The 24,410-nt window shown below is 37.6% G+C and carries 20 protein-coding genes; 9 read left to right on the top strand and 11 right to left on the bottom strand.

Features of this window, described 5'->3' with window-relative positions; all coding sequences use genetic code 11:
* Positions 1 to 51: 51 nt before the first annotated feature.
* Complete coding sequence (locus EHQ49_RS14135) at positions 52 to 2,046, top strand: ATP-dependent helicase (RefSeq protein WP_135580309.1); 1,995 nt, start codon at positions 52 to 54, stop codon at positions 2,044 to 2,046.
* A gap of 46 nt (positions 2,047 to 2,092) precedes the next feature.
* On the top strand, positions 2,093 to 2,629 hold the full coding sequence (locus EHQ49_RS14130; RefSeq protein ID WP_135580308.1) for an MORN repeat-containing protein: 537 nt from the start codon (positions 2,093 to 2,095) through the stop codon (positions 2,627 to 2,629).
* Between the two features lie 8 nt (positions 2,630 to 2,637).
* Here the strand turns inward: EHQ49_RS14130 and EHQ49_RS14125 are convergent, their stop codons facing one another.
* Both EHQ49_RS14125 and EHQ49_RS14120 read right to left on the bottom strand, forming a co-directional pair.
* On the bottom strand, positions 2,638 to 3,414 hold the full coding sequence (locus tag EHQ49_RS14125; protein WP_135580307.1) for a M48 family metallopeptidase: 777 nt from the start codon (positions 3,412 to 3,414) through the stop codon (positions 2,638 to 2,640).
* Positions 3,411 to 5,522 (bottom strand): EAL domain-containing protein, encoded by a 2,112-nt coding sequence (locus EHQ49_RS14120; RefSeq protein ID WP_135580306.1) that lies wholly within the window; start codon positions 5,520 to 5,522, stop codon positions 3,411 to 3,413. Before EHQ49_RS14120 ends, EHQ49_RS14125 begins: the two co-directional genes overlap by 4 nt.
* A gap of 397 nt (positions 5,523 to 5,919) precedes the next feature.
* Between EHQ49_RS14120 and EHQ49_RS14110 the strand changes: the two genes are divergently transcribed.
* Positions 5,920 to 6,243, top strand: coding sequence for an STAS domain-containing protein (locus EHQ49_RS14110; protein WP_002974097.1), 324 nt, complete (start codon positions 5,920 to 5,922; stop codon positions 6,241 to 6,243).
* A gap of 13 nt (positions 6,244 to 6,256) precedes the next feature.
* On the opposite strand, the gene EHQ49_RS14105 is transcribed toward EHQ49_RS14110, so the two are convergent.
* Both EHQ49_RS14105 and EHQ49_RS14100 read right to left on the bottom strand, forming a co-directional pair.
* Positions 6,257 to 7,816, bottom strand: a complete 1,560-nt coding sequence (locus tag EHQ49_RS14105) for a tetratricopeptide repeat protein (RefSeq protein WP_135580304.1) — start codon at positions 7,814 to 7,816, stop codon at positions 6,257 to 6,259.
* Positions 7,813 to 9,330: a SpoIIE family protein phosphatase gene (locus EHQ49_RS14100; protein WP_135580303.1), complete on the bottom strand. Its 1,518-nt coding sequence runs from the start codon at positions 9,328 to 9,330 to the stop codon at positions 7,813 to 7,815. Before EHQ49_RS14100 ends, EHQ49_RS14105 begins: the two co-directional genes overlap by 4 nt.
* A gap of 28 nt (positions 9,331 to 9,358) precedes the next feature.
* On the opposite strand from EHQ49_RS14100, the gene EHQ49_RS14095 reads away from it, so the two are divergent.
* Positions 9,359 to 10,456, top strand: coding sequence for an LB_137 family protein (locus EHQ49_RS14095; RefSeq protein ID WP_244241492.1), 1,098 nt, complete (start codon positions 9,359 to 9,361; stop codon positions 10,454 to 10,456).
* A gap of 10 nt (positions 10,457 to 10,466) precedes the next feature.
* Here the strand turns inward: EHQ49_RS14095 and EHQ49_RS14090 are convergent, their stop codons facing one another.
* The 3 genes from EHQ49_RS14090 to EHQ49_RS14080 all read right to left on the bottom strand — a co-directional run bounded on the left by EHQ49_RS14090 (position 10,467) and on the right by EHQ49_RS14080 (position 13,867).
* On the bottom strand, positions 10,467 to 11,813 hold the full coding sequence (locus EHQ49_RS14090; RefSeq protein ID WP_135580302.1) for a PrsW family glutamic-type intramembrane protease: 1,347 nt from the start codon (positions 11,811 to 11,813) through the stop codon (positions 10,467 to 10,469).
* Positions 11,814 to 11,874: 61 nt separating this feature from the next.
* Positions 11,875 to 13,077: a VWA domain-containing protein gene (locus tag EHQ49_RS14085; RefSeq protein WP_135580301.1), complete on the bottom strand. Its 1,203-nt coding sequence runs from the start codon at positions 13,075 to 13,077 to the stop codon at positions 11,875 to 11,877.
* 1 nt (position 13,078) lies between these two features.
* Positions 13,079 to 13,867: an AAA family ATPase gene (locus EHQ49_RS14080; protein ID WP_135580300.1), complete on the bottom strand. Its 789-nt coding sequence runs from the start codon at positions 13,865 to 13,867 to the stop codon at positions 13,079 to 13,081.
* Between the two features lie 114 nt (positions 13,868 to 13,981).
* Between EHQ49_RS14080 and EHQ49_RS14075 the strand changes: the two genes are divergently transcribed.
* Both EHQ49_RS14075 and EHQ49_RS14070 read left to right on the top strand, forming a co-directional pair.
* Positions 13,982 to 15,892 (top strand): hypothetical protein, encoded by a 1,911-nt coding sequence (locus EHQ49_RS14075; RefSeq protein WP_135580299.1) that lies wholly within the window; start codon positions 13,982 to 13,984, stop codon positions 15,890 to 15,892.
* Positions 15,892 to 16,602 (top strand): carbon-nitrogen hydrolase family protein, encoded by a 711-nt coding sequence (locus EHQ49_RS14070; protein WP_135580298.1) that lies wholly within the window; start codon positions 15,892 to 15,894, stop codon positions 16,600 to 16,602. Before EHQ49_RS14075 ends, EHQ49_RS14070 begins: the two co-directional genes overlap by 1 nt.
* Before the next feature lie 53 nt (positions 16,603 to 16,655).
* On the opposite strand, the gene EHQ49_RS14065 is transcribed toward EHQ49_RS14070, so the two are convergent.
* The 3 genes from EHQ49_RS14065 to EHQ49_RS14055 are packed head-to-tail and all read right to left on the bottom strand — an operon-like array spanning position 16,656 to position 19,906.
* The gene (locus tag EHQ49_RS14065; protein ID WP_135580297.1) at positions 16,656 to 17,216 is read right to left on the bottom strand and encodes a lipoprotein signal peptidase; all 561 of its coding nucleotides are present in this window, start codon (positions 17,214 to 17,216) and stop codon (positions 16,656 to 16,658) included.
* Positions 17,217 to 17,234: 18 nt separating this feature from the next.
* Positions 17,235 to 18,869, bottom strand: a complete 1,635-nt coding sequence (locus EHQ49_RS14060) for an ABC1 kinase family protein (protein WP_135580296.1) — start codon at positions 18,867 to 18,869, stop codon at positions 17,235 to 17,237.
* Positions 18,866 to 19,906: a Gfo/Idh/MocA family oxidoreductase gene (locus tag EHQ49_RS14055; RefSeq protein ID WP_135580295.1), complete on the bottom strand. Its 1,041-nt coding sequence runs from the start codon at positions 19,904 to 19,906 to the stop codon at positions 18,866 to 18,868. The genes EHQ49_RS14060 and EHQ49_RS14055 overlap by 4 nt, the downstream gene beginning before the upstream one ends.
* 51 nt (positions 19,907 to 19,957) lie before the next feature.
* On the opposite strand from EHQ49_RS14055, the gene EHQ49_RS14050 reads away from it, so the two are divergent.
* The 3 genes from EHQ49_RS14050 to EHQ49_RS14040 are packed head-to-tail and all read left to right on the top strand — an operon-like array spanning position 19,958 to position 22,979.
* Complete coding sequence (locus tag EHQ49_RS14050) at positions 19,958 to 21,337, top strand: UDP-N-acetylmuramoyl-tripeptide--D-alanyl-D-alanine ligase (RefSeq protein WP_135580294.1); 1,380 nt, start codon at positions 19,958 to 19,960, stop codon at positions 21,335 to 21,337.
* 30 nt (positions 21,338 to 21,367) lie between these two features.
* Positions 21,368 to 21,865, top strand: a complete 498-nt coding sequence (purE, locus tag EHQ49_RS14045) for a 5-(carboxyamino)imidazole ribonucleotide mutase (protein ID WP_135580293.1) — start codon at positions 21,368 to 21,370, stop codon at positions 21,863 to 21,865.
* Positions 21,849 to 22,979, top strand: a complete 1,131-nt coding sequence (locus tag EHQ49_RS14040) for a 5-(carboxyamino)imidazole ribonucleotide synthase (RefSeq protein WP_135580292.1) — start codon at positions 21,849 to 21,851, stop codon at positions 22,977 to 22,979. The genes purE and EHQ49_RS14040 overlap by 17 nt, the downstream gene beginning before the upstream one ends.
* A gap of 12 nt (positions 22,980 to 22,991) precedes the next feature.
* Here the strand turns inward: EHQ49_RS14040 and murC are convergent, their stop codons facing one another.
* Positions 22,992 to 24,407: a UDP-N-acetylmuramate--L-alanine ligase gene (murC, locus tag EHQ49_RS14035; protein WP_135580291.1), complete on the bottom strand. Its 1,416-nt coding sequence runs from the start codon at positions 24,405 to 24,407 to the stop codon at positions 22,992 to 22,994.
* Positions 24,408 to 24,410: the final 3 nt, after the last annotated feature.

The following is a 24,410-nucleotide window of genomic DNA, read 5'->3' as shown; positions in this document are numbered from 1 at the left end:
ATAGAATAATTAGAGTTTGTCAACAGAATCCATATCACAATTCTCTGTATTGTGAATGAGGATTTAAACGAAGCCCAAAATTCGGTCATTCTGTCTCCTCCAGGCCCCATCTTAGTCGTTGCGGGAGCCGGGACTGGAAAAACAAACACGATTGTTCATAAATTGGCATCTCTAGTTCAGAGTGGGATTGATCCAAGTTCCCTCCTCCTTCTCACCTTCACAAGAAGGGCAGCAAAAGAAATGTTAAATCGTGCCAGCGGGTTACACGATTCACGTATGTTCTCCGTTCAAGGGGGAACCTTCCATTCTTTTTGCCATCAGTTCCTTCGAAAGTTTTCCCTAGCCGTATCCCTAGGTTCCAATTTTACGATTTTGGATGAAGATGATGCCGTGAGTCTTGTCGGAATGGCCCGGGACCAAGTGGTTTCCAAACAGTCAAAAGTCCGTTTTCCTAAGAAAGAAACCTTAGCCGAGATTTTTTCTGGTTGTTTCAATTTGCAGATTTCTTTAGAAAAACTGCTTCAAAAAGACTACCCTATGTTTCTTGGTCTTACAAAAGAAATCCAAGAAATCAAATCCAAATTTACAGAACTCAAACTCAAACACAATTCATTAGACTTTGATGATCTTTTGGATTTTACTCGTAAGATACTAATGGAAGAAGAATCCATTCGAGAAAAAGTTGGATTACAATATAAATACATTCTTGTTGATGAATACCAAGATACAAATCGTGTCCAGGCACATATTGCTTGTTTACTGGCAAGTAAACACCAAAACATTCTTGTGGTTGGAGACGACGCACAGTGTATCTACGGGTTTCGCGGTGCCAATGTTCATAATATGTTGGATTTCCCAAAAATTTTTCCAAAGACTCAAATAATTCACCTAACAGATAACTATCGGAGTACCCAACCTGTTTTGGATTTGGCTAACGCTGTATTAGCAGAGAGTAAAGAAAATTATAAAAAAAGTTTGGTTGCCCATTCAAAACATATCCAAGACAAACCAAAACATATCAAATTTGAATCTGCTGAAGAAGAAGCAACATGGATAACCGATCAAATTTTGGAATTGTATGAAAATCATATTCCTTTGACAGAAATTGCGGTTCTTTTTCGTGCGGGATACATCTCCAATCTTTTGGAAGTTAAACTAAGCGCTAAACAAATTCCCTTTAGAAAATACGGAGGGAAACGATTTTTGGACTTAGCACATGTAAAAGATTTACTTTCTTATTTACGTATTATTGATAATCCGAAAGACATTTTATCTTGGAATCGAGTTTTGCTTTTAGAAAAAAGTATTGGTAAGAAGTATGCACAAGTTCTTTATAAAAATTTGGAAACACATAACTTTCAATATGAAGTTATCGAAAACTCTCCTACATTTTTTTTGGGAATTCCTGATTTGGCAAAAACTTCCTTTCAAAACCTAATCCAACTTTTTAAATCCCAAAACCTAAATTTAGGAAATAGTATGGGCATCGTAGAAGCTGTCCTTTCTCACTATTTTCCAATTTTAGAAATGGAATATGATGATTTTGATAAAAGGAAACAAGATTTGGATTCTTTTAAGATTCTAGCCAAATCATCACCACATCTTTCCGATTATTTAGCAAACCTTACACTCGATCCTACAGAAAGAGAGGATACAAACGCACCAGACTCGGAAGAAGATGAATTTTTAACTCTTTCTACCATCCACTCTGCTAAAGGTTTGGAGTGGAAATATGTTTTTACCATGCAAGTGGTGGAAGGAAGTATGCCGAGCTCTCGAATCAAAACTGTCCAAGACCTAGAAGAAGAACGTAGGTTATTTTATGTAGCCATCACTCGAGCCAAACAGGGTTTATTTCTCACTTCTCCGATTTTTTCTGATAAAAGCAGGTTAATGACTGTCAGTCGATTCCTTATAGACTTACCAAACTTAAAAGATATAGTAGATGAAGTCATTCCAAAACCATTGGAAACTTCTCCAATGAAACCCGATACTTCTACTGAAAACGACCGGTTCCAAGACATCCAAAGATACTTTTTGAATTGATTTCTGAAAAATCATCCGCTACGATGGGTTCAGATTTGGGGGACGTATGAAATTATCCGTTCGCATTTGTGGGCTTTTTCTTTTGCCAATGTTTTTGGCTTGTGCATCGCAGGATACAAAAGATGCCGATTCATCCAACCAAGATACAAAAACAAATTCACGAAATGCCAATTTGGAAGATCCAGAAAAAGGTGGAAAGAAGTTTGGTTGTATTGAAGGAAACTGTGTGAATGGAATCGGCAAATATGTTTATGACAATGGCGACACCTATACTGGTTCTTTTAAAAATGACCTAAGAGAAGGTACTGGAAGTTTTCTCTACACAGATGGTGAGAAGTTTAGTGGAACTTATGCAGAAGACAAAAAACAGGGCCCAGGAGAATACAATTTCAAAAACGGGGACAAATACGTAGGCGAATTTCAAAACGGACAAATCAATGGGAAAGGAACTTATAGTTTCAAAGATGGCAAGTCTGTATCTGGTGACTTCACTTCCGATGGTCAAGAAGGAATCGGTGTCCTTACTGACGATGGTAAAGCCCGAAATTGTAAAATCGCAGGAAGAAAACTTCTCTGCGAATAAAGTTCACCTTACAAATGGCAGTTGGGTTTTTTTCCTTCTGCCTTAGCTGCTTCAAATAACGCGATAGCATTTGCCATTGCTGCATTCAGATTTTTCATTCTCGTTGCGTCAGACGGATGAGTGGATAACAATTCATTAGGTTTTGATCCACCAAGAGCACTCATATTCTTCCAAAGTGTAACACTCTCTCTCGGATCAAATCCAGATTTTGCCATCAGTTCGAGTCCAATCAAATCTGCTTCCGATTCATGTTCTCTAGAAAACGGTAAGAGGATTCCAAATTTTGCACCCATTCCGAGAGCGCCTGCCACAGTTGGTTTTCCCAGACTTTCTAAAATTTTTACAGAACCACCAGCCAATTGGTTTTGAGAGACACGTTCATTTCCATGGCGAGCAATCACATGACCTATTTCGTGTCCGATGACGGCTGCTAGTTGGTCTTTGTTTTTTGCTACCGCGAACATTCCTGTATGGACCCCTATTTTCCCGCCAGGAAGAGCGAAGGCATTAGGGGTATTATCTTTAAAAACAACTACTTCCCATGATTCGACTCCCGTTGTATCGGAAGTTACGGCAAGTTCTGCAGAGACAATGCAGTTTACGTAGGAGTTGGCAGAAGTACTGGAATCGGTTGGTGTTTTTGTTTTTAATTCGGAAAATGCAGTGTTACCCATCTCATTCATTTCTGCATCTTTTACAAGAAGGATTTGTCTTCTTCCCGTTGGGGAAGTACTACAGTGGATTAAAAAAACTACCACTGAACAAAAGCTAAAAATTCGAATCATGTTTTTTCCTGTTTTAAATAAAATTGGTTAATAAATGGTATGACATCTTCACTTCCAATGGGTTTGGACAACCAATACCCTTGGATTTTATCGCACTCATAGGTTTTGAGTAACTCTAATTGTTCAAATTCTTCGACTCCTTCAGCAACGACCGAATAACCTAAGTCATGCGCCATATTGATTATGGATACGAGTAAAAAACTTTCCTTAGAGCCTTCTTCTACATTATTTAAAAATGATTTATCAATTTTTAAGATCGATAATGGTAACTTTTCTAAATACGAAAGAGAAGAAAATCCTGTTCCAAAATCATCAAGGGCAACTTTTACACCAATATCAATTAAATTGGAAAGAATCGGAACAGTTTCCGATAGATTTTTCATCGCCAAACTTTCTGTAATTTCCACTTGCAATGAGGTATAAGGTATCCCTCTGCGGTTGTGTAGATCCACAATCCAATGAAAGATATTTTGATCAAAAAATACTTGGGGGCTTAAATTGACAGCGATGGAGATTGGTAATCCTTGTTTGAGTTGGACTTCTTCAATTACGTCAGCAGCCCTTTCCAAAACAAATTTGGTAATGGGAACGATGAGACCAGAGTCTTCGGCAAGAGGAATGAACTCTCCAGGAGATACCATCCCTCTTTGTGGATGACGCCAACGAACTAAGGCTTCCCAGTGTCCGATTTTATTTTCTTTGATATCTAGTATAGGTTGGTAGTAGACAAAAATTTCCTGTTGAAGGAGAGCTTTTTTTAAATCATTTTGGATTTCGAGTTGGAAATGGATTTTTTCCTGCATCGCTTGGTTGAAAACAGATACAGTTCCCACTTTTTGAGATTTCGCATGGAACATCGCAATCTCTGCATTTCGTAAAAGTACATCTGCTTCTTTTCCACCAAGTCCAAAACCGGAGATCCCGGAAGAAGCTGTTAAATAAATTTCATATCCTCCAATAGGAATAGGATCTCCCAATCTTTCTAAAAGTCGATTCGCATAGTTCACTGCTTCATCAATAGAAAGAATATGAGAAAGTAAAATGGCAAAATTGTCGGCTCCAAGTCTCGTAATGATGGCATCAGAATCCGAAAACTGTTTCAATCTTTCCGAAAAAATGATGAGGACTTGGTCTCCTGCATCGTTTCCGAGGGAATGGTTGATTCGTTTAAAGTTATCAATATTAATACAAAATAAAATGGGATATCCTAAGTTCTTTGCATTGTAAGCAAATATTTTTTGCTCAATCCTTGCAAGGAAGAGTGCCCTATTAGGTAATCCTGTTAAGTTATCGTAAAAAGCATCATGAGTTAACTGTTGTTCGGCAAGTTTTCTGTCGGTAATATCATGATGAATGGCAATGTATTGGAATACCGATTTATCTTGGCCAGTAAAAGGAACAATGGTTGTATCCGCCCAGTAATCACTACCGTCTTTTTTTATATTTCGAATTTCCCCCCGCCAAACTTTTCCTTTTTGAATGGTTTCCCAAATTTTTGTCCAATCCTCTTTGGTTTTGTCTGTTGACTTCATAATTCGATGATTTTGGCCAATGAGTTCAGAAACACTATAACCAGTTACTTTGGAAAAAGCATCGTTGACATAAGTAATGATGCCATTGGCATCAGTAATAGAAACAATATTAGCTTGGTCTAATGCAAACTTTTGGAGTTGGATTTCTTTTAAGGATTGGTATAAAAAAGTTTCTGTGGTATTTTTTTCTTTTCGGTAGACTAATTCTCTTCTTTCTCTTTCTAGAACCTCCGTTAAACGGAGGAGATTTTTTCGATCGATAAGATCGTTGACCCCAGATTTCATATAACTTAAGTTTTTCGTAAATTCATCCGGGTCACTGAGTAAAATCACCGGAATGTCTAACTTTTTATCATTTAGGTATTGTAAATATACGGGAATTTCTGAATGAAAGGGTTCTCTTGTGCTACAGATGATGGCATCCCAATCTTCTTCGTGGACTGTGGTTTCCCATGATTGGAATGACTCAACCACTCGGTAAAGAGGACTTAGGCCATTTGCCTTCATTTCTCTGACGAGATCAAATACGCTGTTAGAATCGTTTTCGAGTATTAGAACGCTGATTGGACTTCCCATTGTTTTTGCCGAGGTCGGCTTTCTCTCCCACTAAGGATTCGTATTTTTCCTAAAATCTCAACCTAAAAAAGATTCGAAATTCTTTAGAAATTTCGTCCGATTGAAGGCGTGCATCCTAAGACATTCGAAACGAGCTATATTAAAAAAGAATATTTAGAGCATGAGTTAAGGAAATTACTCCTAGACATGAGCGATTTGGATTATAAAGAACTCAACGATTACGACAAGGGTGGTTACGATGGTTTCAACCAAGCCATCACCTTAGTTTTAAAAAAGCTACAAAACTAGGGTTTTTTCTAATCAATTTGGCTACATAGTTGCAAAGAATCAGTTTCCACAAAAATTCTTTACAAAATTGGCAAGTAAACAGATTGTATACGTGCCAGTAGGAAGTTCAATGAATTTCACAACAAAACAAGTTAAAAATCATACAGTTGTTACTCTAGAGGGTTCCCTCGATATTTATTCTGCACCCGCACTTAAGAAAGAACTCCACAAAATCATTGATGACGGGGCTGAATCTGTAGCAATTGATATGGTCAATATCAAACTCTTGGATTCCTCTGGAATTGCTCTTCTTGCCAACCTGCAAAAGAAACTCAAATCGGAAGAAGGACAGTTTTTCCTTCTCAATGTGAGTCAAGATGTCATGGTGATCTTGAAACTGTCTAGTTTGGACAAGTTTTTCACGATCCTCGGCGGAGAATCGGAACTTCCATAACTCCTTTTTCTCCTTAGAGCCGGAAGGATTTCACTTCTCCCCGTACTACCGGCTCCTCTGCTGATTTTGGTTTTGTCCAGTCTCCAGAGTTGGTTTGAATCCAACGATTTGATTCTCCTTGAACCCCAGAACCAGTTACAAGTTTGATGAGCTTTCCTGCCTTTTCACCGGAAGTTTGTACAGAAACCACCAGATCATAAGGAAGGTTTAGCCCAAAGGAACCGAGTTGCAGAGTAGCCAAATTTCCTTCAATTTTCACTTCATCACAGACCACTTCCCGACCATCACGTAACTTCACTTTGAGTTTCAAAGGAGCTTCTGGTATTTGTTTTTTTACTGCCACAGGAGGTATGACTTCTGTCGTTTTTGTAATTGTTTCTGGTGGATTTTCCGGAATGAGAGGAATTTTTTCTTCTGAAACAACCGCTGCTAGTTTCGTTGTTTCTGCTTTGGAATCTTCTAAAGATTCGCGAATGTTTTCTTTGATTTGATTGAGTTCTTTTGTTTCTTCTGCAGATAGATTGGAAGAGGTTTCTGCTTTGAGTACCTTCTCAATGATAACAGGTTTTAAAACTAAACTTTTACCCTCTTCTATATTCTCAGCCGCTTTTGTGTCTCCCAGTTTGTTTGCTTCTTCTTTAGAGAAAGCAACAAGTGATTTGTTCTCTTGGTAAAAATTTCCAATGAGTAACAAACGTCTGTTGGCGCGGATTGCAACTTCTTTATTGTCCTTTTGTTTTACAAGTTGGATGTATTCTTTAACTGCATTAGAAGTTTTTCCAAGTTCTTCCATAGCACGTGCTTTGATATAGGACTGGTCTTTAGAGAGGACAGGAAGGTTTTCTAAAGTTTTTAGAGTCTCTTCATAATCTCCACTTTGAAAGAGCGAATAAGCTAGTTCTTCCGGAGATTTCTTTTTTGTTTTTAATTCTTCTTTTTTCCTTTCCCCTTCTTCTAAAAAACTAATGAGAAGGCCTGCGTTTTCAGCGTAATGGCTGCCTGGAAATAAATCAATGGCTTTGGCTAGTTTGACAAAGGCTTTTTCTCTCTCCCCCATCATCACCAAACAATAGCCATGATGAAGGAGTGTGAATGCCATTTCATCAGAAAGGGCGGAAGTTATGGAATCTTCTAGTTCTTGGTACTTTTTGGAAGCTATTGGATACTTTCTTGTCCTTTCCATATAAAAAGCAAACTGCAATCGAATGATTGTATTTTGTTGTTCTTCCAGTTCTAGAGCCGGTTTGAAATTCAAAAATCGAACAGAGTTGATGACATATAACCCAAACCTGTCTTGCCAACCCATTTTTAAATCCAAACCTTCTGTCTCGGAGTTCATAATCCCCGATTCTAAAATGTTGACCTTTACCTCAGACATATAGTCATCTTTGGAAAGAAACATTTGTTTTAGTCTTTCTCTTAAAGTCTGAGAAGAGAGCTGATAGTTCATCAGCTGGTCTCTAAGAATTCCAAAACGAAGTTCTTGTAACTTAACACTGACGATGGATTGGGAAGCCAACGCGAAGAAAAAAAACAGAACAAAGAAAAGCGAAAATAAGAAAAATTTTCTCATTCCGGCACATCAAGGATAATCATAGTGACATCATCCTTATATTCCTCGTGTTTTTCTTCGAGTAATTCCATCGCCTTTTCTACGATTTCAGCATTGGAAAGGTGAATGTTCTCAAGGACAATTTCAGTGAATCGTTCGAGTCCAAAAAGTCCTCCCTCTTTTATCGGAGTTTCTACAACCCCATCAGTATATAGAACAATTTTATCACCAGGAAGTACGGGAAAGGAATCTAACGAGTATTGAATGTCATCACCCATTCCAAGAGGAGGCCCCGAACTATCGATATAAGTAATTTCTTTTGTGGATGGACGAATGATAAAAGGTGCATTGTGTCCGGCATTTACAAATTTAACCACACCAGGTTCTTCAAAAACAACAAATACTCCTGTCGCAAAAAAAGAAGCCTGTAAACGATTGGCAATCACTTCTCCCAGTCGGTTTATGGCTTCGATTGCAGAATGATTATCTTTCATAATAGCTTGTAAAGACATCGCCATAACGACTGTTACTAAAGCCGCAGAAACTCCGTGACCAGAAGCATCAGCCAAAAAGAACCCATAATAATCTTTTTCTGGAATTTGAAAGTATTGGTATAAATCTCCGGATACCTCTCGCATCGGGCGATAAAGTTTTCCAATATTAAATTTTTTAAATTTCTTAACAGATGGTAAAAACAATTCCTGAACTTCTTTACCGATTTGAAGTTCTTGGTTGATTTCTTCGTTTAGTCGTGTAATTGTTGTTACTTTATTTTGAATTTCCTCTGCCATCAAGTTGAAAGATTTTCCCAAATTATCCAATTCATCATTACTTTTAAAATTCCAGTCAACCCTCGACTGTAAATTTCCGGTAGCCATTCCTTTGGAAGCAACCTCTAAAGATCCAACACGTTTGAAAATAGCCCGATAAACAAGAATAGCAAAAATAATATGAAATACAATTCCCCAAAGAACTGCATAACCAACTTGGATATAAAGTTGTTTTAGTCGGTCTTGAATGGATGAAATATTAAAATGGGTGGATAAAAATACTTCCCGGTTATCGGAAAGGCGAATCGGTAAAAGAAAATCTACGGTGAAGTCAGATTCGTTTAGATCCAAATTGTAACGGGCTTTGAAGAGGTTTCCTTCTTTATCCGAAGATACTTCTTTTGTTTTTTTTAAGATAGATTCTGTGATTTCTTTTACACCAGCGCCTGATTCTGGTTCGGAGAGTATAATTTTGCCATCGGCATCAAATATCGAAAACTTTGCGATTTCGTATAACTTCAAAGTCTTTCGGAAGACCTCAAAACTTTCATCCTTCTCTCCCGAAAGGCCAATGGTTTGGATATCGGCTAGAATGGTATTGGCAAGGTTTTCTGACTGAAATTGGAAGTTCTTGAGAAGCAAATCAGATTGATTTTCGAAGATCATCACTGTAAAAAAGATGATATTGAGTAAGGCAAGAAGGGAATAAAAGAGTCCAATCTTAAATCGTAAGGAATTCGTCGTTTTGATTTTGCTTTTGTTCACGGCAATTACTAGTATTGTCGATAATCAAGTGATAGAAATCTATCACAAAATTGAGATTTTCCCATTGGTTTTAGTCACTTACATATCCTTCCCTTCCCGATTTCGGGCATCCCTTCTCCTTCTGGTTTTGGTTTTTACCTCCTCTTCTCTTTGGGCGGACAAGATCCGATTGAAATCAGGGGAAGTACTGAATGGGAAGGTTGTGAATGTGACGGCAACACATGTGGAATGGCAAGACCAAGGAAAACGATATAAATTCTTAAATGCGGACGTTTTAGGGATCGATGTCGGCTACGACGGGCTCCCGGCTTGCGCCGATTACAAAACCTTTGGAGTCGAAGACTGTGATTTGATTCTTACCAAACTGAACAAAACAAATGCTAGTTTTTCCAAAAAAAGTAGCCCTTTGGAATTGGAAACCATTCCCTTAAAAAAAATCGCAACGTTAAAAGTCAGTGCCGAATCTGGATTTCCCATGGAACGTTACATTGATCCTGGGGTTAAGGGAAAATGGGTTTTTGGAGATCGGGAACTCGTAGGAAATTTTAAAACTCTTGAACGTGGCAGAATCATCATTGAAACCGAAACAAAAACTCTTGAGTCAGTAGACATTCTAGAGTTTCGTTCTTTTGAAATTCAAAATAAATCGGTAATCGTAAAAGTAATTAAAGAAGAAACACCCAAAGTCATTCCAGGTTATGCTCCCATAACGGAAAGAAAATATGGAAAAGCTGCGTTTATTTTTGGGGGAGCCTTACTTTCCGGCTTAGGAATGTTATATGAGTATAATGCTTCTGTAAATGCAATTAATAACGATATGGAATACATTCCAACTGGAGATGGACGTGTTTTCATTTTTGCTAATACCTTAAATACCGATCGTTATGATTTCCATAGACAACGTTTTCTCATTTATTCTGCTGTTTTCACTTCGATCATCACCTATAGTTTGATTGATAGTTTTTATTTGGGACCAATGGAAACCAAAAAGGAAAATGCAAATGGAGTTTATCTAAAACCAATACTCGATATGAAACCAAATATAAATACCTTCGGATCTTGGAATCAGTTCCAAAAGCCAAATGAAAGTTTATTTTATGGATTTAGTTTCGAGTCCAAGTTTTAGTTTTTCAAAATCAAACCATAGCTCTTCGTAAGAATAGGTTTTTGAAGTTTTGTCTAAATCTTAGATAGTGCCATTTGATTAAAAACAAAAATGGAATTTGATCTAGCTGACACATCGCCCCGCAGTTTCCTTCTTCGTTTTCTTTACACCAAATAATCGTACCTGAAAGTCCGACAAAACAATCCAAACCAATCCAAAGGTCAAATTTTACTTTTGTATCGTCCGGGTACATTTGTGAGGTCGGAAGATAAAACATATTGGCTTGGATATGAAAGATAGCTGAGTTTTCTTCAGCTCCGTCTGTGTGTAAATCAACGGAACTAAACAAAGGGACAGCGAGCATTCGATCTCGAAAAAAATATGGATTTAATATTCCAGCAAAGAAAAACATCAAAGAAAGTATGGAAGGATAAATAAAAAAAAGAGCAAAATAATCTTGTAGTGCTAAGTCTGGAAATTTTTGAGAAATCCATCCTGGAGAATTGTACAATAGAAATAGGGATAATATCCCGGGAACCAAAAAGAAAATTGTCAAGATCGAATGACGAAGGTTTGGGTATTGTAAAAGTTTGATTCCCGAAGTGGATATATGTTTTTGAATGTTTTGAATCCAACCTTCGTGCCTATTATGGCGGCTCAGAATTTCATATTGTTCCATATTCATATTCATCAGTTTTAAAATATGTCCAGGAACAAGGATTCTCGATTTCGCAATCGTCAGTTCTAATAAAAAGAAAAGAGATAAGATACAAATCGGAAGAATCAAAAGTAAGTTGAGTTCTTGTGAAATCGCAAGGTTGTACAAACCATGAATGCCAACACAAACAAAAAATCCAAAGGATAATTTTCCCCATTTAAAAATTGGATTTTTATGAAACAGAAACATCATTAGATAAGCTCCAATGATTCCTCCATTCATCATATGAATGGGTAATGCGGTAATCGAACGGAGCACTTGGGACCAAAGACCAGTATTGATAAAATACAAAATGTTTTCAACAAACCCAAATCCACCACCTAACACTAAACCATAAAAGATTCCATCTGTGACAGTAAACTCATCTTGGTTTTTCCGGAAAAAAAGATAAATCCCAAGTAATTTTGCAAATTCTTCAATAAACGATGATAAAATAAATGCATTCCAATAGGGTCCATTAAACGGAAGGCCATTAATTAATAGGGCTTGTAATCCAATCGCCACACCGGCACTAAAAAATGAAAAGGCAAAGGCGGTATATTGTAAAAAGGATTCAGTAAATCGGTAAAAGTGAAATCGGTAGAAAGAATAATAAAAACCTAGAGTTAGAATATTGATTAGAAAAATGACCACACTGGACAGGGATATTTGGTTGATCATTTGGTATGATTAACGGTTAAAAGGCTCTGAAAATCAATGAGAATTGCTACGGAATTCGATTTCAAGTCAGAGTTTTTACTGCCTTTCGCAAACCTTCAATGGTGAGAGGAAACATAGAAATTACATCTTCAATGGCTTCAATGGTTGGTGCTCCCCAAAACCGTTTGGGTTCCGGATTGAGCCAAACGGATTCTGGAAAATATCCAATAAGTTCCTTTAGCGATTCAAGCCCACTTTTGGCCTTTCTCTGTTTTTCATCTGGATTTGCCCGGTTATACGCATAAGGATTGTAAGGTGTTCCCATCAGTTCGTAAGGTGCCATATAGGCATCTCCCACAAAAATGAGTTTTGTATTTTTACGAAATTTTTCTTCAAACTGTTTTAGGGATATTCTCGTTTGGAATTCATGATCGGCATATAGATATTCATGAAAGATATTATGAAAAAAGTAATTATGAACTTCTTTGAAATGGTAAAGTCCGCGGCTGGCACTGAATAGTTTACTCACGCGGTCGGAATGTGGGGTCATACTTCCCCCGATGTCCATAATGAGTACTAAACGAAGTGAGTTTTTGCGTTCCCTTTCTTCGACCAGTTCGATTTCACCACCATTTTCGCAAGTTCTATCAATGGTTTTGTCTACATGAAGTTCGCGCCTCCCCTCTTTTTTTAAAAACCGAAGTTCTTTGAGAGCAAGTTGTATTGATCTTGTATCGAGGATTTGGTCCTCACGGTAGGCTTTGTACTTTCTTTCGTTCCACAAACTCACTCCGGAACGACTTCCTTCTCCTTCGGTATTTCCACCAATGGAGATTCCATTTGGGTTGAAACCAGAGTTACCAAAGGGGGAAGTTCCGGAAGTTCCCACCCATTTGTTTCCGCCGTCATGTCGTTCTTTTTGTTCTGCTAAACGTTTTTTTAATTCTTCAATCACCTCTTCCATACTCAAATGAGGTGCGTTTAATTTTTCGGAATCACTGAGGTGTTTGGGAATATTTTCTTCTAACCACTCGAAAAGTGTGTCTCTAAACTGAATCCTTTCTTCTTTCCAACTCCCAAAGGTTTTGGAAAAAGCAAGGTCATAATTATCATAAAATTTTAGATCTTTGACAAAGTTGAGTCGACCCACTCGGTAAAGTTTGTCCAAATTCATATAACCGGAAGGGTCTGTTAGTTTTCGCAGACTCGCAAGAAAGGCGATCAACTCTCCCGTAGAACAAGGAACTGACTCACTTCGTAGATTATAAAAAAAATCTAAAAACATATTAGTTCAAATGGACTCGATAATCTTCTTCGGATTTAAATAAGGTTCCTGCAAAAGGAATTTTACTAGAATCCAAAGTTTCTCCAGAAACAAGCAAAACTTGAATCCAATCCAAAAGTTCACTTGTGGAAGGTTTTTTTCTAAGGCTCTCTATTTTACGAATGGAATAAAACATCGCCAAAGCTTTTTCCATAAACTCGGTTTCGATAGAGGGATAATGGGCTTTTATGATTTCTTTCATAGCTTCCCTTTTTGGAAATTCGATATAATGAAAGATACAACGTCTTAAGAAAGCATCCGGGAGTTCTTTTTCATTATTGGAAGTAATGATGACAATCGGTCTTTCCTCCGCAACGATATGTTCTTTGGTTTCGGGAATGAAAAATTCCATTTTGTCTAATTCCAAAAGTAAGTCGTTCGGAAATTCGATATCTGCTTTATCGATTTCGTCGATAAGGACGACGGCTTTATTCTTTTGGGAAAAGGCCTCCCCTAGGGCTCCCAACCGAATGTAATTTTTGACTTCTCTCACTCGGAGCATGGCTTCTTCTTCCGGAAATCGAGAATCGTTGAGCCGGGAAACTGCATCATAAAAGTATAAACCCTCTTTGGCCAAACTTGTGGATTTTATATGCCAACGGTAGAACGGGAGTTTTTTGGTTTCCGCAAGGAAACTTGCGAGAAGGGTTTTCCCAGTTCCCGGTTCCCCTTTCAGGAGGAGTGGTCGTTTTGTAATTTCCGCCACTTGGACCGCTTCTTTCAGATCTTCGGACAGGATGTATTCAGCCATGGTGTATTTCCCTTTTGGACTCCAATCTTTTGGGAAAAACCGGGGAATCCACTAAAAATTGCTTTTTGTAAGAAATTGAATTCCCATATTGAGGAATTGGAACGATAGTAAATTATGGGCGATTTTGATAATACGAAACGGGCAATTGGCGTTGGGAAACTGGATGATTCTGCAAGAAAGGATATGTTCAATAAGTTTGTCAGTGCCGGTGGGGAAATTGTAAAAGAAAAACAACCACAGAAAGAAGACGATAGCAAAAAGAACCGCCCAGAACCAAAGGTGCGTCAAAGCACAGTATCTCGTGGTGGGGATGATAGCCGGTCAGGAAACCGAGGTGGAAACCAAAACAAATCTGATTCGGGAAATGCAAAATCACAAGCAGATTCAAAAGCTCAGTATGAAAAAGAAATTAGCAGTTTTTCCGCACGATTTGGAATCAAACTCAAATGTTGGCTCGCTCGTGTTACTCCTTTTGGATCCAGTGATCTCACTCCCAAGTTTATGCATGATTTCAGTATCCGCGCCAAACAGGCCTTAATTGAACTACAATATAGCGGAAATGAACTTTTAGCCAACCAACAATACTCTCCTCAACTTAGTAAAGCTCTAGATCGAATCAATCCACTTCTTGTAGAACTTCTTGCGATGGGACAAAAACTCTACAATGGCCCTGAACTAACAGATATCACAGATCCCATCATGGTAGCACCAGAATCCCCTGTTGCGATTGAAAGAGTACGTAACCCTATTTATGCTCTTTTTAAAAGAATGTATATCCTTTATCCTTACCAAGAGACATTGAAAAAATCTTTTTCCCAGGCTTACGATGAATTACAAAAACTAGAAGGCAAACCTTCTATGATTTATGCCAATAAGAAGAGAAAGGTAACACAAGAAATTGATACTCTCTTTGATGGTTTTTTTGACAGACTATATCTTGTTGTTCTTCGTGCAGAAAATAAGAACATACCACTAATCTCCCGTTATATGGAGAATTTACTTGGAATTCTTCCAGAGGAACGACCAGGACAAAGAAAATCTGGGGAAAACGTTCCTGGTGGAAAACAATTAGAAACCAAAGAAGACAAAAAAGAAGACGAAACGAAAGATGAGGATAAAAAAGAGGATGAAATTCCTCTTTCTAAAGAACAAGCATATGGTCTTCGTCTGATGCAGATGTATTCTCTTCCCAAACTTCGCAAAAAATTTGATCCGAAAAATGAATATGCAAATATTCCCGATTCGGACAAAGCCTTGTTGGCATTGTTTTATTTTTTTGAATTTGATGATGAATATTCCTTTGTAATGACAACAAAGAAAATCGACATCAAACCGGGGTCAGTGAATGGAGTGAAGGTCGACTATCGTCAAAAGATGTTAGATATATATGAAGGTACAAGAACCATCATCGACCAGTTTCGAATTTATAACGATATCCTTAGAGAGTTAGATAAACACAAAGCAAATCCAGGTGCCAACTACATTGAGGCATCTAAAAAACTGACGGGAATCGAACAAAAACGAACTGGCCAATCTAGGACGGTCAGGATGGCCATTAAAGAATTCAGTTTGAAGTCCAGAGATTCTCTACTCGTGCTTATCAAAGATATGAAAAGCAAAAAGGAAATCGTGGCCAACATGAATGATGTTTTGACTTTAGATTCTATGGAGTCACGAAAACGACTCAATAAAAAACCAGTCAAACAATGCATTATGGAAGCGTATTGTTACCTAATGGCACTTTATGATCGTATTGAAACTGGGGATTTATTTGGTGGGCTTGTTGAACTCACTCCCGAACAAATGAAATCTTCATTTGGTGTGGAACTTGGAAATGATACTCCGGATTCTAATGGAACAGAACTTGCCGATTTGGAAAAAGAAGCTTTGGAACCAACTTCCACAAAAACGAATGATGATTCAGAAAGTTTAGAAAATGGTAACGGTTCTGCTTCTAATGAAAAAAATGACAGTTCGGATGATCCTCTGGATGATGACATATTACCAGCCGGGGATCCTTTCTAATGGCAGTCATCAAAATCGCAATTTATCAAAAGAACCTTCACAAACGCATTAGTCCTGAGGAAATTTCTAAAATCCAACAAAGTAAGGCACATTTTTTACTTTTACCCGAAGGATTTCCCCATTTCTTTCAAAGTGAATCGCCAGAAAATGCAACCAAACATGAAAAGGAATACCAAGACCAGATATTAGAAATTTCTGAAAGTTTTCCAGGAGTGATTCTTGGTGGAAGTCATTATCGTAAAAATGAAGAAGGTCATCTTGTATCCGCTCTGCCAATTGTTCAATCTCTAGTCCTAGTTGATTTTTATGAAAAAAAATCTCCATCCACATCGAAGGAACCAGGTGTTGTACCGGGAAAAACAGAATCTATTTTTATTATGGGTGGGCTACGTTTTGGACTTCTTGTCGGTGAAGATTTAGAAAATGAATCGATCTGGAAAGAATTTAAAAAAGAAGATATCGAAATTATTTTTTATTTATCCTATGCTGATGAAAAAAGATCTTATGAAGAAGATTTGACCTATTTTGAATCACTTGCAAAAGAAAAATCTGTTCATTTAATTCGTGTTTGTGGGCCATCGGATGGAAAACCTGCAAGAAGCCTTTATGCTTCTCCGTCGGGGATCAATTGGAAAGTTGGGAAAAGTGAAGAAGACAAAGATGTATTAAAAACTTTGTCAGTAAATGTGATGAGAAGTTATTTATTATAAATAACTTCTCGAAAAGAGACCTTTTGTTTTAAAAGGCCCCAATAGATTTGATTTTACTTTTTATCTAATTCTTTCCAATCCATAGTCAAAAGAAGGATTACAATTCCAATAGAAACACAAGAGTCTGCAACATTGAATGCTGGCCAACGATCAAAAAGTAAAAAATCAGGCCATTCAAAGTCTAAAAAATCGACCACTCCAATGTATTCAATTCCTGGTTTTTCAGGGGTGAATCCAAATCGAAAACCAACACCAGGAATTTTAACAAAGAACTTATCGGAAAAGTTTCCAAAGGCCCCTGCCATAACAAAATTCCAACCCCATGCGTTTCCTAAATCAGCATTTTGCCAACGATAGAAAATTAAAAATACAATCGCAAAACCTGTAGCAAAAAGAGATGGGAGTGCATTGTCTTGAAAAAGTCCAAAAACAAACCCAGTGTTAAAGGTTAAAGAAAGTCTAAAAAAATCACCTAACACGGGGATACTTTCCTGAGCAAACATTTTAGTGATGATGATGTATTTGGATGACAAATCTAAAAAAAGTCCAAAAGCAACGAAGGCAAGATATCTTGGTTTAAAGACCGAAAAAAATGGGGTTTTAGGTAGATTCATAAATTAGAGAAAGTCCGTTTATTTTTGTTTCCAATAACTTAGACTTGATTTGGCTAAAGTCCAAAAACTAAGTCCTGATAGTATATAAAATAATATGCTTGGTTCTTTCCATAATTTTTCAGAATAATACATTCCGAAAAAGAAAAATATCGAACCCAGGGCTCCAAAGGTAAAAATCTCTTTCAACCGAAGTTCCTCTTTCCTGGTAGAATCAGGGGTTTGAAACTCTCCTCGGTTCCATTTGTATAGGAACTCATTGAATTCTTTTGGTAAGGAAAAAAGACTTGTAATGAATTCTTCTCCTTCATCTTTCCAAAGTTTTTTTAAAGAACTGCCTTTTAAAACAATTTGGGAAAATGGTTTCTCTGCGTAATCAATCATGGAACGTGTTGGATCTAAATAGGAGGAGTTTCCAAGTAACAAAGCGAGTACGCGGTGGAGACTTAAAAAATTTGGTGGTAGTTTGAGACTAGAAAGCAGTCGTTTTAAGCTTACTTGGATTTCTTTTAGAAATCGTAAGTCTTCTGCTGGACGAAGAGTATCTAAACCAATATTACGGAAGTGGTTTGTGGAATCTAGAATTCGATTGAGTTTCTCTAAGGAATATTTAACAATTTGAATAAGTTCCTCTTTAGATAAGGACTCAGTAACAGCTCCCAGTTCAAATAATGATTCTGTAATTAAGTGGTAATCTTTTCGCATAGCACCAATTAATATTCTTTCTAAAATGCGAGTTTCTTCTTCTGAAATGGATTGGACTGCACCGAAGTCGATAAAACAAAGTTCTCCACTCTCCATAAAAATTAAATTTCCAGGATGTGGATCTGCGTGAAAGAATCGGTATTCAAAAATCATTAAGATATAAGCACGAACCAACTTTTCTAAATTTGGATTCTTTTTTGTATGTGATTCAAAATTTCCCAGCTCATATATTTTTTTTCCTTCTACAAACTCGGTAACCAGAGTGTGTTTGTTACAAAGTTCGTCGATGGGATTAGGAAAGAAAAAATCCTTTTCCAAAGCAAATAGTTGCTTGGTATATTTGAGATTTTTAAGTTCGCTTCGAAGATCAAGCTCCGACCGAATCATGGAATGTAGTTGTTCATTTACTTCTTTTGCGGAAATTTTAAATACAAAACGGTCGATGAGCCAAAGGATCCTGGATATGGTTTTTAAATCCCGTGAAGCATCTTCTTCAATGCCTGGGTAAAGAGTTTTGATTGCGACTTTTTTATCATTGTAATAACCAATATGGACTTGGGCTGTGGAAGCACTGGCATAGGAGGTTTTATCTAAGTCCGTAAAAATTTCCGTCATGGATTTTTTGTAATCACTAAGCCAACGTTTGTTGATGTCTTCAAATTCTCTAGGTGGGATTTTATCTTGGAGATCTTGGAGTTCCCATAAAAACTCTTCAGGTAAAACATGGAACAAGTTACTGACAAACTGTCCGATTTTGATATAAACACCACCTAGTTGAAAAAAAAGGTTTTTTGTTTCCTTTCCTTTTCGTTTTAGAAACTGAATTCGACTTGTTTCATATCGACTTTTTGTTTGGAACTTTTTTTTGATTTTGGAAATGACCAGATATTCAAGCCAAGTTCGTAATACAAAAAAATAAATAGAAACAGACCGATTTTGTTTAGAGTTCATTGTTTTCGCCTATAAATAGATTCTATCAAATCTAGAATCTCGATATTGTCAGATAAAGTTCCTTCTAACGTTTGTTTTTTCCCTGCAATCACCTGAGAAATTTCTTCATAAATACCTAAAAATGCATTCGAAGTTTCCGGTTTTGGAAATTGTTTAGGTTCGTAAGGAACCAAACTACGAAACCCTTTGTATAACTTCGAAGTTTCGGATAAATAAAACTGAAACCCATCATTGGAACAAATGATCCTGTGTGTATCGGTATGTAGATCGAGCTCAAATTGAAAATAGTCGCGCCCACCAGATACATCTAAAAAAATTTCCACACCTGTTTTGGTTTGTAACCAAGCCACGGCTCTTGATTCTACAGACCCTTTTTTTGGTCGTTCCAATTTTGCATCCACTAACTTCGGTTTTCCGAGAAACCAATGGATGAGGTCTACTGCATGGGTCCCATCATGTAGGAGTGGTCCGCCACCCAATTTGGAAAAAGCAAACCCAGGGTTTTTGGCGGAAGTGAAAACAGATGCACGGATGGACTTTAGGTTTCCCAAATTTCCTTTGATTAGTTGGTCTTTGACATATTGGTAACTTGGATGGTAACGCCTCTCATGGTTGATCCAAACCCGAGTTTTGTGTTTTTTGGCAAGTGTATGGATTCTTTTTGCACCGGCTTTTGTCAGTGCCACTGGTTTTTCTATGAGTAGATTTGGGATTCCCGAACGAATGCAGTGTTTGGCCCAGTCTTCATGGAAAGCGCTTGGAGTGGATATCACTGCCAATTGAATATTCTTTGGAAATTCTGACTTTGAAGGGTCAGGAGAAACCTGCTTTGTTTCGGCTTTCCAGAGGGATTGGAATTCTTGGCATTTTTCTTCTTTTGTATCCAAACCTAGGACCAATTCAAACCGATCCTTTCCCCATTCGGATTGTAAAACTCCCATATGGGTACAGGGTTTTTTTCGAAATGGGTCCGATTCCAAACCGGAACAAATCCGTCCTAGGCCGATCAGGATGGTTTTGATTTTGGATCGTTTCATTTATCTTTTTCTTCCAAATCTTTCTTTCTGAAAGAAACTGGCGTAGAAGCTATGATCGCAACATTTGAATATTCCCTGTCAACTATTCTAAGTTTGTTTTCCAAGGATGCACATTGGGAACGGAGAGAAAATCCTACCTTTCGGTGGATCACTACCTCATCGGCTGAAACCAAACAGGGGTCATTGTTTATTCCTTTAAGGGGAACAAGAGATGGACATGATTTTATCCCCGATGCTCTTTCCAAAGGAGCCCTTGCATTTTTATGTGAAAAAAATCATCCCATTCTTAAACGTTTGTCTGAGTTAGATAAGAAAAAAGCTATTTTGGTTTCTGATACTCTGCAAGCTCTCGGTATTTTGGCAAAATACCACAGAAATCGATTTTCCCCTATTCTCCTTGCTGTCACAGGATCTTCCGGCAAAACAACAACAAAGGATTTGTTAGGTGGATTATTTGGTTTTTTAAATTCGAAATCCATTGTAGTTACAGAAAAAAATTATAATAATGAAATTGGCCTTCCTTTTACTTTGTTTCGTATTACCGAATCAACACGTGTTGTTATTTGTGAGTTGGGAATGAATCATAGAGGTGAAATCGCAAGACTCTCTCATATTGCAGAACCTACACATGCGCTCATTACCAATATTGGCTCAGCACATATCGAAAACCTTAAATCAAGAGAAGCAATCGCAGAAGAAAAAATCGATATTATCAATGGAATGAAAGAGAAATCCGTTCTCTTTGTACCAGATGATTTAGAGTTTTTAAATCGGGCGAAACTACGGACAAAAAAACAAAATACCAATCTTGTGATTTGGAAACATAAAGAAAAACCGGAGTTAAAGGTTAAGAAAGTAGAACCCAATGGATTTCTACTGGAATGGAAAACAACGGAAATCCATTGGAAACTTCCTGGATCAAAACTTCTGAGTAATGTTCGAGGAATGCTTTCTGTTGGAGAACATTTCCAAATTGAACCAGAACAAATCATAAAGACCATTCAAAATTACAAAAGTCCAGACAAAAGATTAAATCTAAACAAGGGATATTTTACTATCATCGATGATTGTTATAATGCCAATCCGGAATCAATGTTATCAAGTATCGGAGCAGCCGATCAATTTGCTAAAAATCAAAATATCGTTTGGATTCTTGGTTCTATGAAGGAACTCGGGAAATTTTCAAAATACTACCATGAAGAAGTGGGAAAGGAAATTCAGAAAATGGGAAAAGGAATCTTACTTGGGTTTGGCGAAGAGACAAAACCTATGGTAAAAAAGGTTACCGGAGCCAAATGTTTTACTGAAGTCGAAGACCTCATTCAGTTTGTAAAAGTGAATGTGCCCAAAAAATCGGTAATACTTGTGAAAGGATCAAGGTCTATGAAAATGGAAAGAATTGTGTTGGCCTTAGAAACATTTAAGGGTTGATGAAGAAATGGCTATTCTTAGATTCAACGTATGCCTACAAATCTACCAAAAGTAGCTGTCATTATGGGATCACATTCTGATTGGGACACCATGAAGGAAGCCTGTGATATTTTGACCGAGTTTGGAATTCCTTTTGAAAAAGAAATTGTGTCAGCACACCGCTCTCCCGAACGGATGGTAGAGTTTGCAAAAACAGCAAAACAAAATGGATTTGGTGTGATCATTGCTGGTGCCGGAGGTGCTGCCCATTTGCCAGGAATGACTGCTTCTCTTACAACATTGCCCGTGTTAGGTGTTCCAGTTCAATCTAAGGCTTTAAATGGAATGGATAGTTTACTTTCCATAGTACAAATGCCCAAAGGAGTTCCTGTTGCCACCTTGGCCATTGGAACCAGTGGAGCCGCAAATGCAGGGTTACTTGCCGTTCGTATCCTCTCTTTAGTTGATTCCTCTTTACATCAAAAATTAGAATCTTATGCAGACAACAATCGTAGGTTAGCACTATCTAAAAATGACCAACTCCTCTAAAGAAATTCAAAATTTAAAAATTGGCGTTTTGGGTTCAGGCCAGTTGGGTCAGATGATGTGTCTAGAAGCTCTGCCACTCGGTTATGAATTTTTTTGTTACTCTCCTGATAAAAATTCCCCTTCTGAAAAAGCGGGGGCAGTTGCCACAGTTGGTTCTTACGAATCACTCTCTGACTTAAAAACATTTCTTTCTAAAATTGATGTTTTGAGTTTTGAATTTGAAAACATTCCTAAATCTACCTTGGAATATTTGGAATCAGAGACTAAAAATGTCTCCATTTTCCCACCACCAAAGGCCCTTGTCATTGCCCAAGACCGGTATTTGGAAAAGTCTCACTTTCGAAAATTAGGTTTTCGAACAGCAGAATTTTTTCATCTAACGAAGGAAACGTCAAAATTTAACATAGCCATTTCCTATCCCTGGATTATCAAAACACTTCGTTTTGGGTATGATGGAAAAGGTCAGGTGAAGATTAAGGATGAAACAGATTACAAAGTATTTTTAGAAAATGCCTTTCTTAAAGGAGAGGAAGAATATCTTGTAGAAGAAGTTATTCCTTTTCAAAAAGAAATCAGTATCATCCTCACACGTTTTCAAAACGGTGAAATCGTTTGTTATGGTGCTGTGGAAAATGAACACAAAAACCATATATTAGATCTTTCTATTTATCCAGCAAGAATTCCAACTGGCCTTAATTTAGAAGCCATTAAGATGGCCTCCAAACTTGCCGAATCATTGGGTTACGTTGGCACTATGGGTGTGGAATTCTTTTTAAAAGAGAACCAAATTTATCTAAATGAATTTGCTCCAAGACCCCATAATACGGGCCATTTCACTCAAGACTGCCAAAGTTTTTCCCAGTTCCAATTGCACGTTTTGGCGATTACGGGAAATCTACCTCCAACGGATGTTAGGCCAAAGCCAACCTTAATGAAAAATATTTTAGGAAATGAATATGCGGAAAGTTTGTCCATCGCTCGTTCTCTTTTAAAAGATGATAGATACCAACTCCATCTTTATGGAAAAATGGAAGCTAAGCCGGGAAGGAAAATGGGGCATATGAATTTTAAGGGGACTTTAGAAGATGTAAGTTCCCTCTTCCATGATCTTTAATAACAGCGATTTTTAGTTTTTTAGTAACTGAAGTCCCCAATCTCTTACATTTCCGGCACCTAAACAAAGTAACATGTCTCCTGTTTCTAATTTGGATTTGATGGAGACCAAATCCTTTTCGATCACTCCGTCTAAAAACTGGGTGTTTTCTTTCTTTAAGAAGGGAATAAAAGATTCATGAGAGATTCCCGGTATCGGACTCTCCCCTGCGGAATAGATAGGAAGCAAAAATAGAATTTCTGCTATTGCCAAAGACTTAGCCAAATCTTCCAATAACAACTGTGTGCGGGTATAACGATGTGGCTGGAAAAGAACCACAAGCCTTCCCTTCGATTTCAATTTGTTTTGCAAAGATCGGATCACCATGGCAATTTCTGTGGGATGGTGGCCATAGTCATCCATAACAGTGATTCCTTTCCAATTCCCCAAAACCTCTTGTCTACGTTTCACCCCGATATAACGGGATAGAATTTCAGTGGACAGTTTCGGTGAAACACCCGAAACATAAGCGCCGATCACAGCAACAAGTCCATTGGTCAGATAATGAATACCTGGATAAGGTAAGTTTAAAGAAAGAAATCCGAACTCAGCGAAATTAAACTCTAAGGTGTCATCTTTAATTCGATAGACAACGGGAATGAGTTGGTCTGCTAGTTTGGATTTGAGTTTCAGAAACCAGTCGGATTTTGTATCTGGTTCTTCCATACAAAGATAGAGATGAAAGTTAGGCGAAAAGGAAATATTTTTAGTTTTATGTAAAAGCACATCCCGAATTCCAGGATCATGGGCATATAAAACAGCAATTCCATCGCTGTCGAATGCCATATATTCGAAAAATGCGTCCTCTAAACGTTCTCTTGTTTTATAATAATCAAGATGGTCATTGTCAATATTTGTTAAAAGTCGAATGGAAGCTTTGTGTTTTAAGAAAGTACCATCCGATTCATCCGATTCATAAACCGCAAACGTTCCCTTCCCGATTTTTCCTCCGCGTTTTTCGAGAAGGCTTGTATCACCACCAATCATAATTGTGGGATCCATTCCGACTTCTGAGAGGATTTGAGAGACCATGGTGGTAGTAGAAGTTTTGCCATGGCTTCCCGCAACAGATATGGATTGTTGGTTCGAAACCAACAGGTGCATAAACTCTGATCTATGTTTAAGAGGAATGTTCTTTCCCTTAATTTCATCAAACACTTGTTTGTGTTTATCATTGATGGCAGAACTATAAACCACCATTTCAATTCCGTCTAAAGGAATTTTGGAAATATCATTCTGAAGTGATGCTCCCCGTTCTACAAGAAATGCCGTTGTTTCTGAATTCTTTTGATCGTAACCAAGAACCGGAATATTTAAATCAAGCGCCATATGCGCAAGACTAGACATCCCACTTCCACCAATTCCTAAAAATAAAATCGGACCTTTCATCAG

Origin of the sequence: Leptospira perdikensis (assembly GCF_004769575.1) — a bacterium.
GTDB classification, from domain to species: Bacteria; Spirochaetota; Leptospiria; order Leptospirales; family Leptospiraceae; genus Leptospira_A; species Leptospira_A perdikensis.
This window is presented reverse-complemented; position numbering and strand designations above follow the sequence as displayed.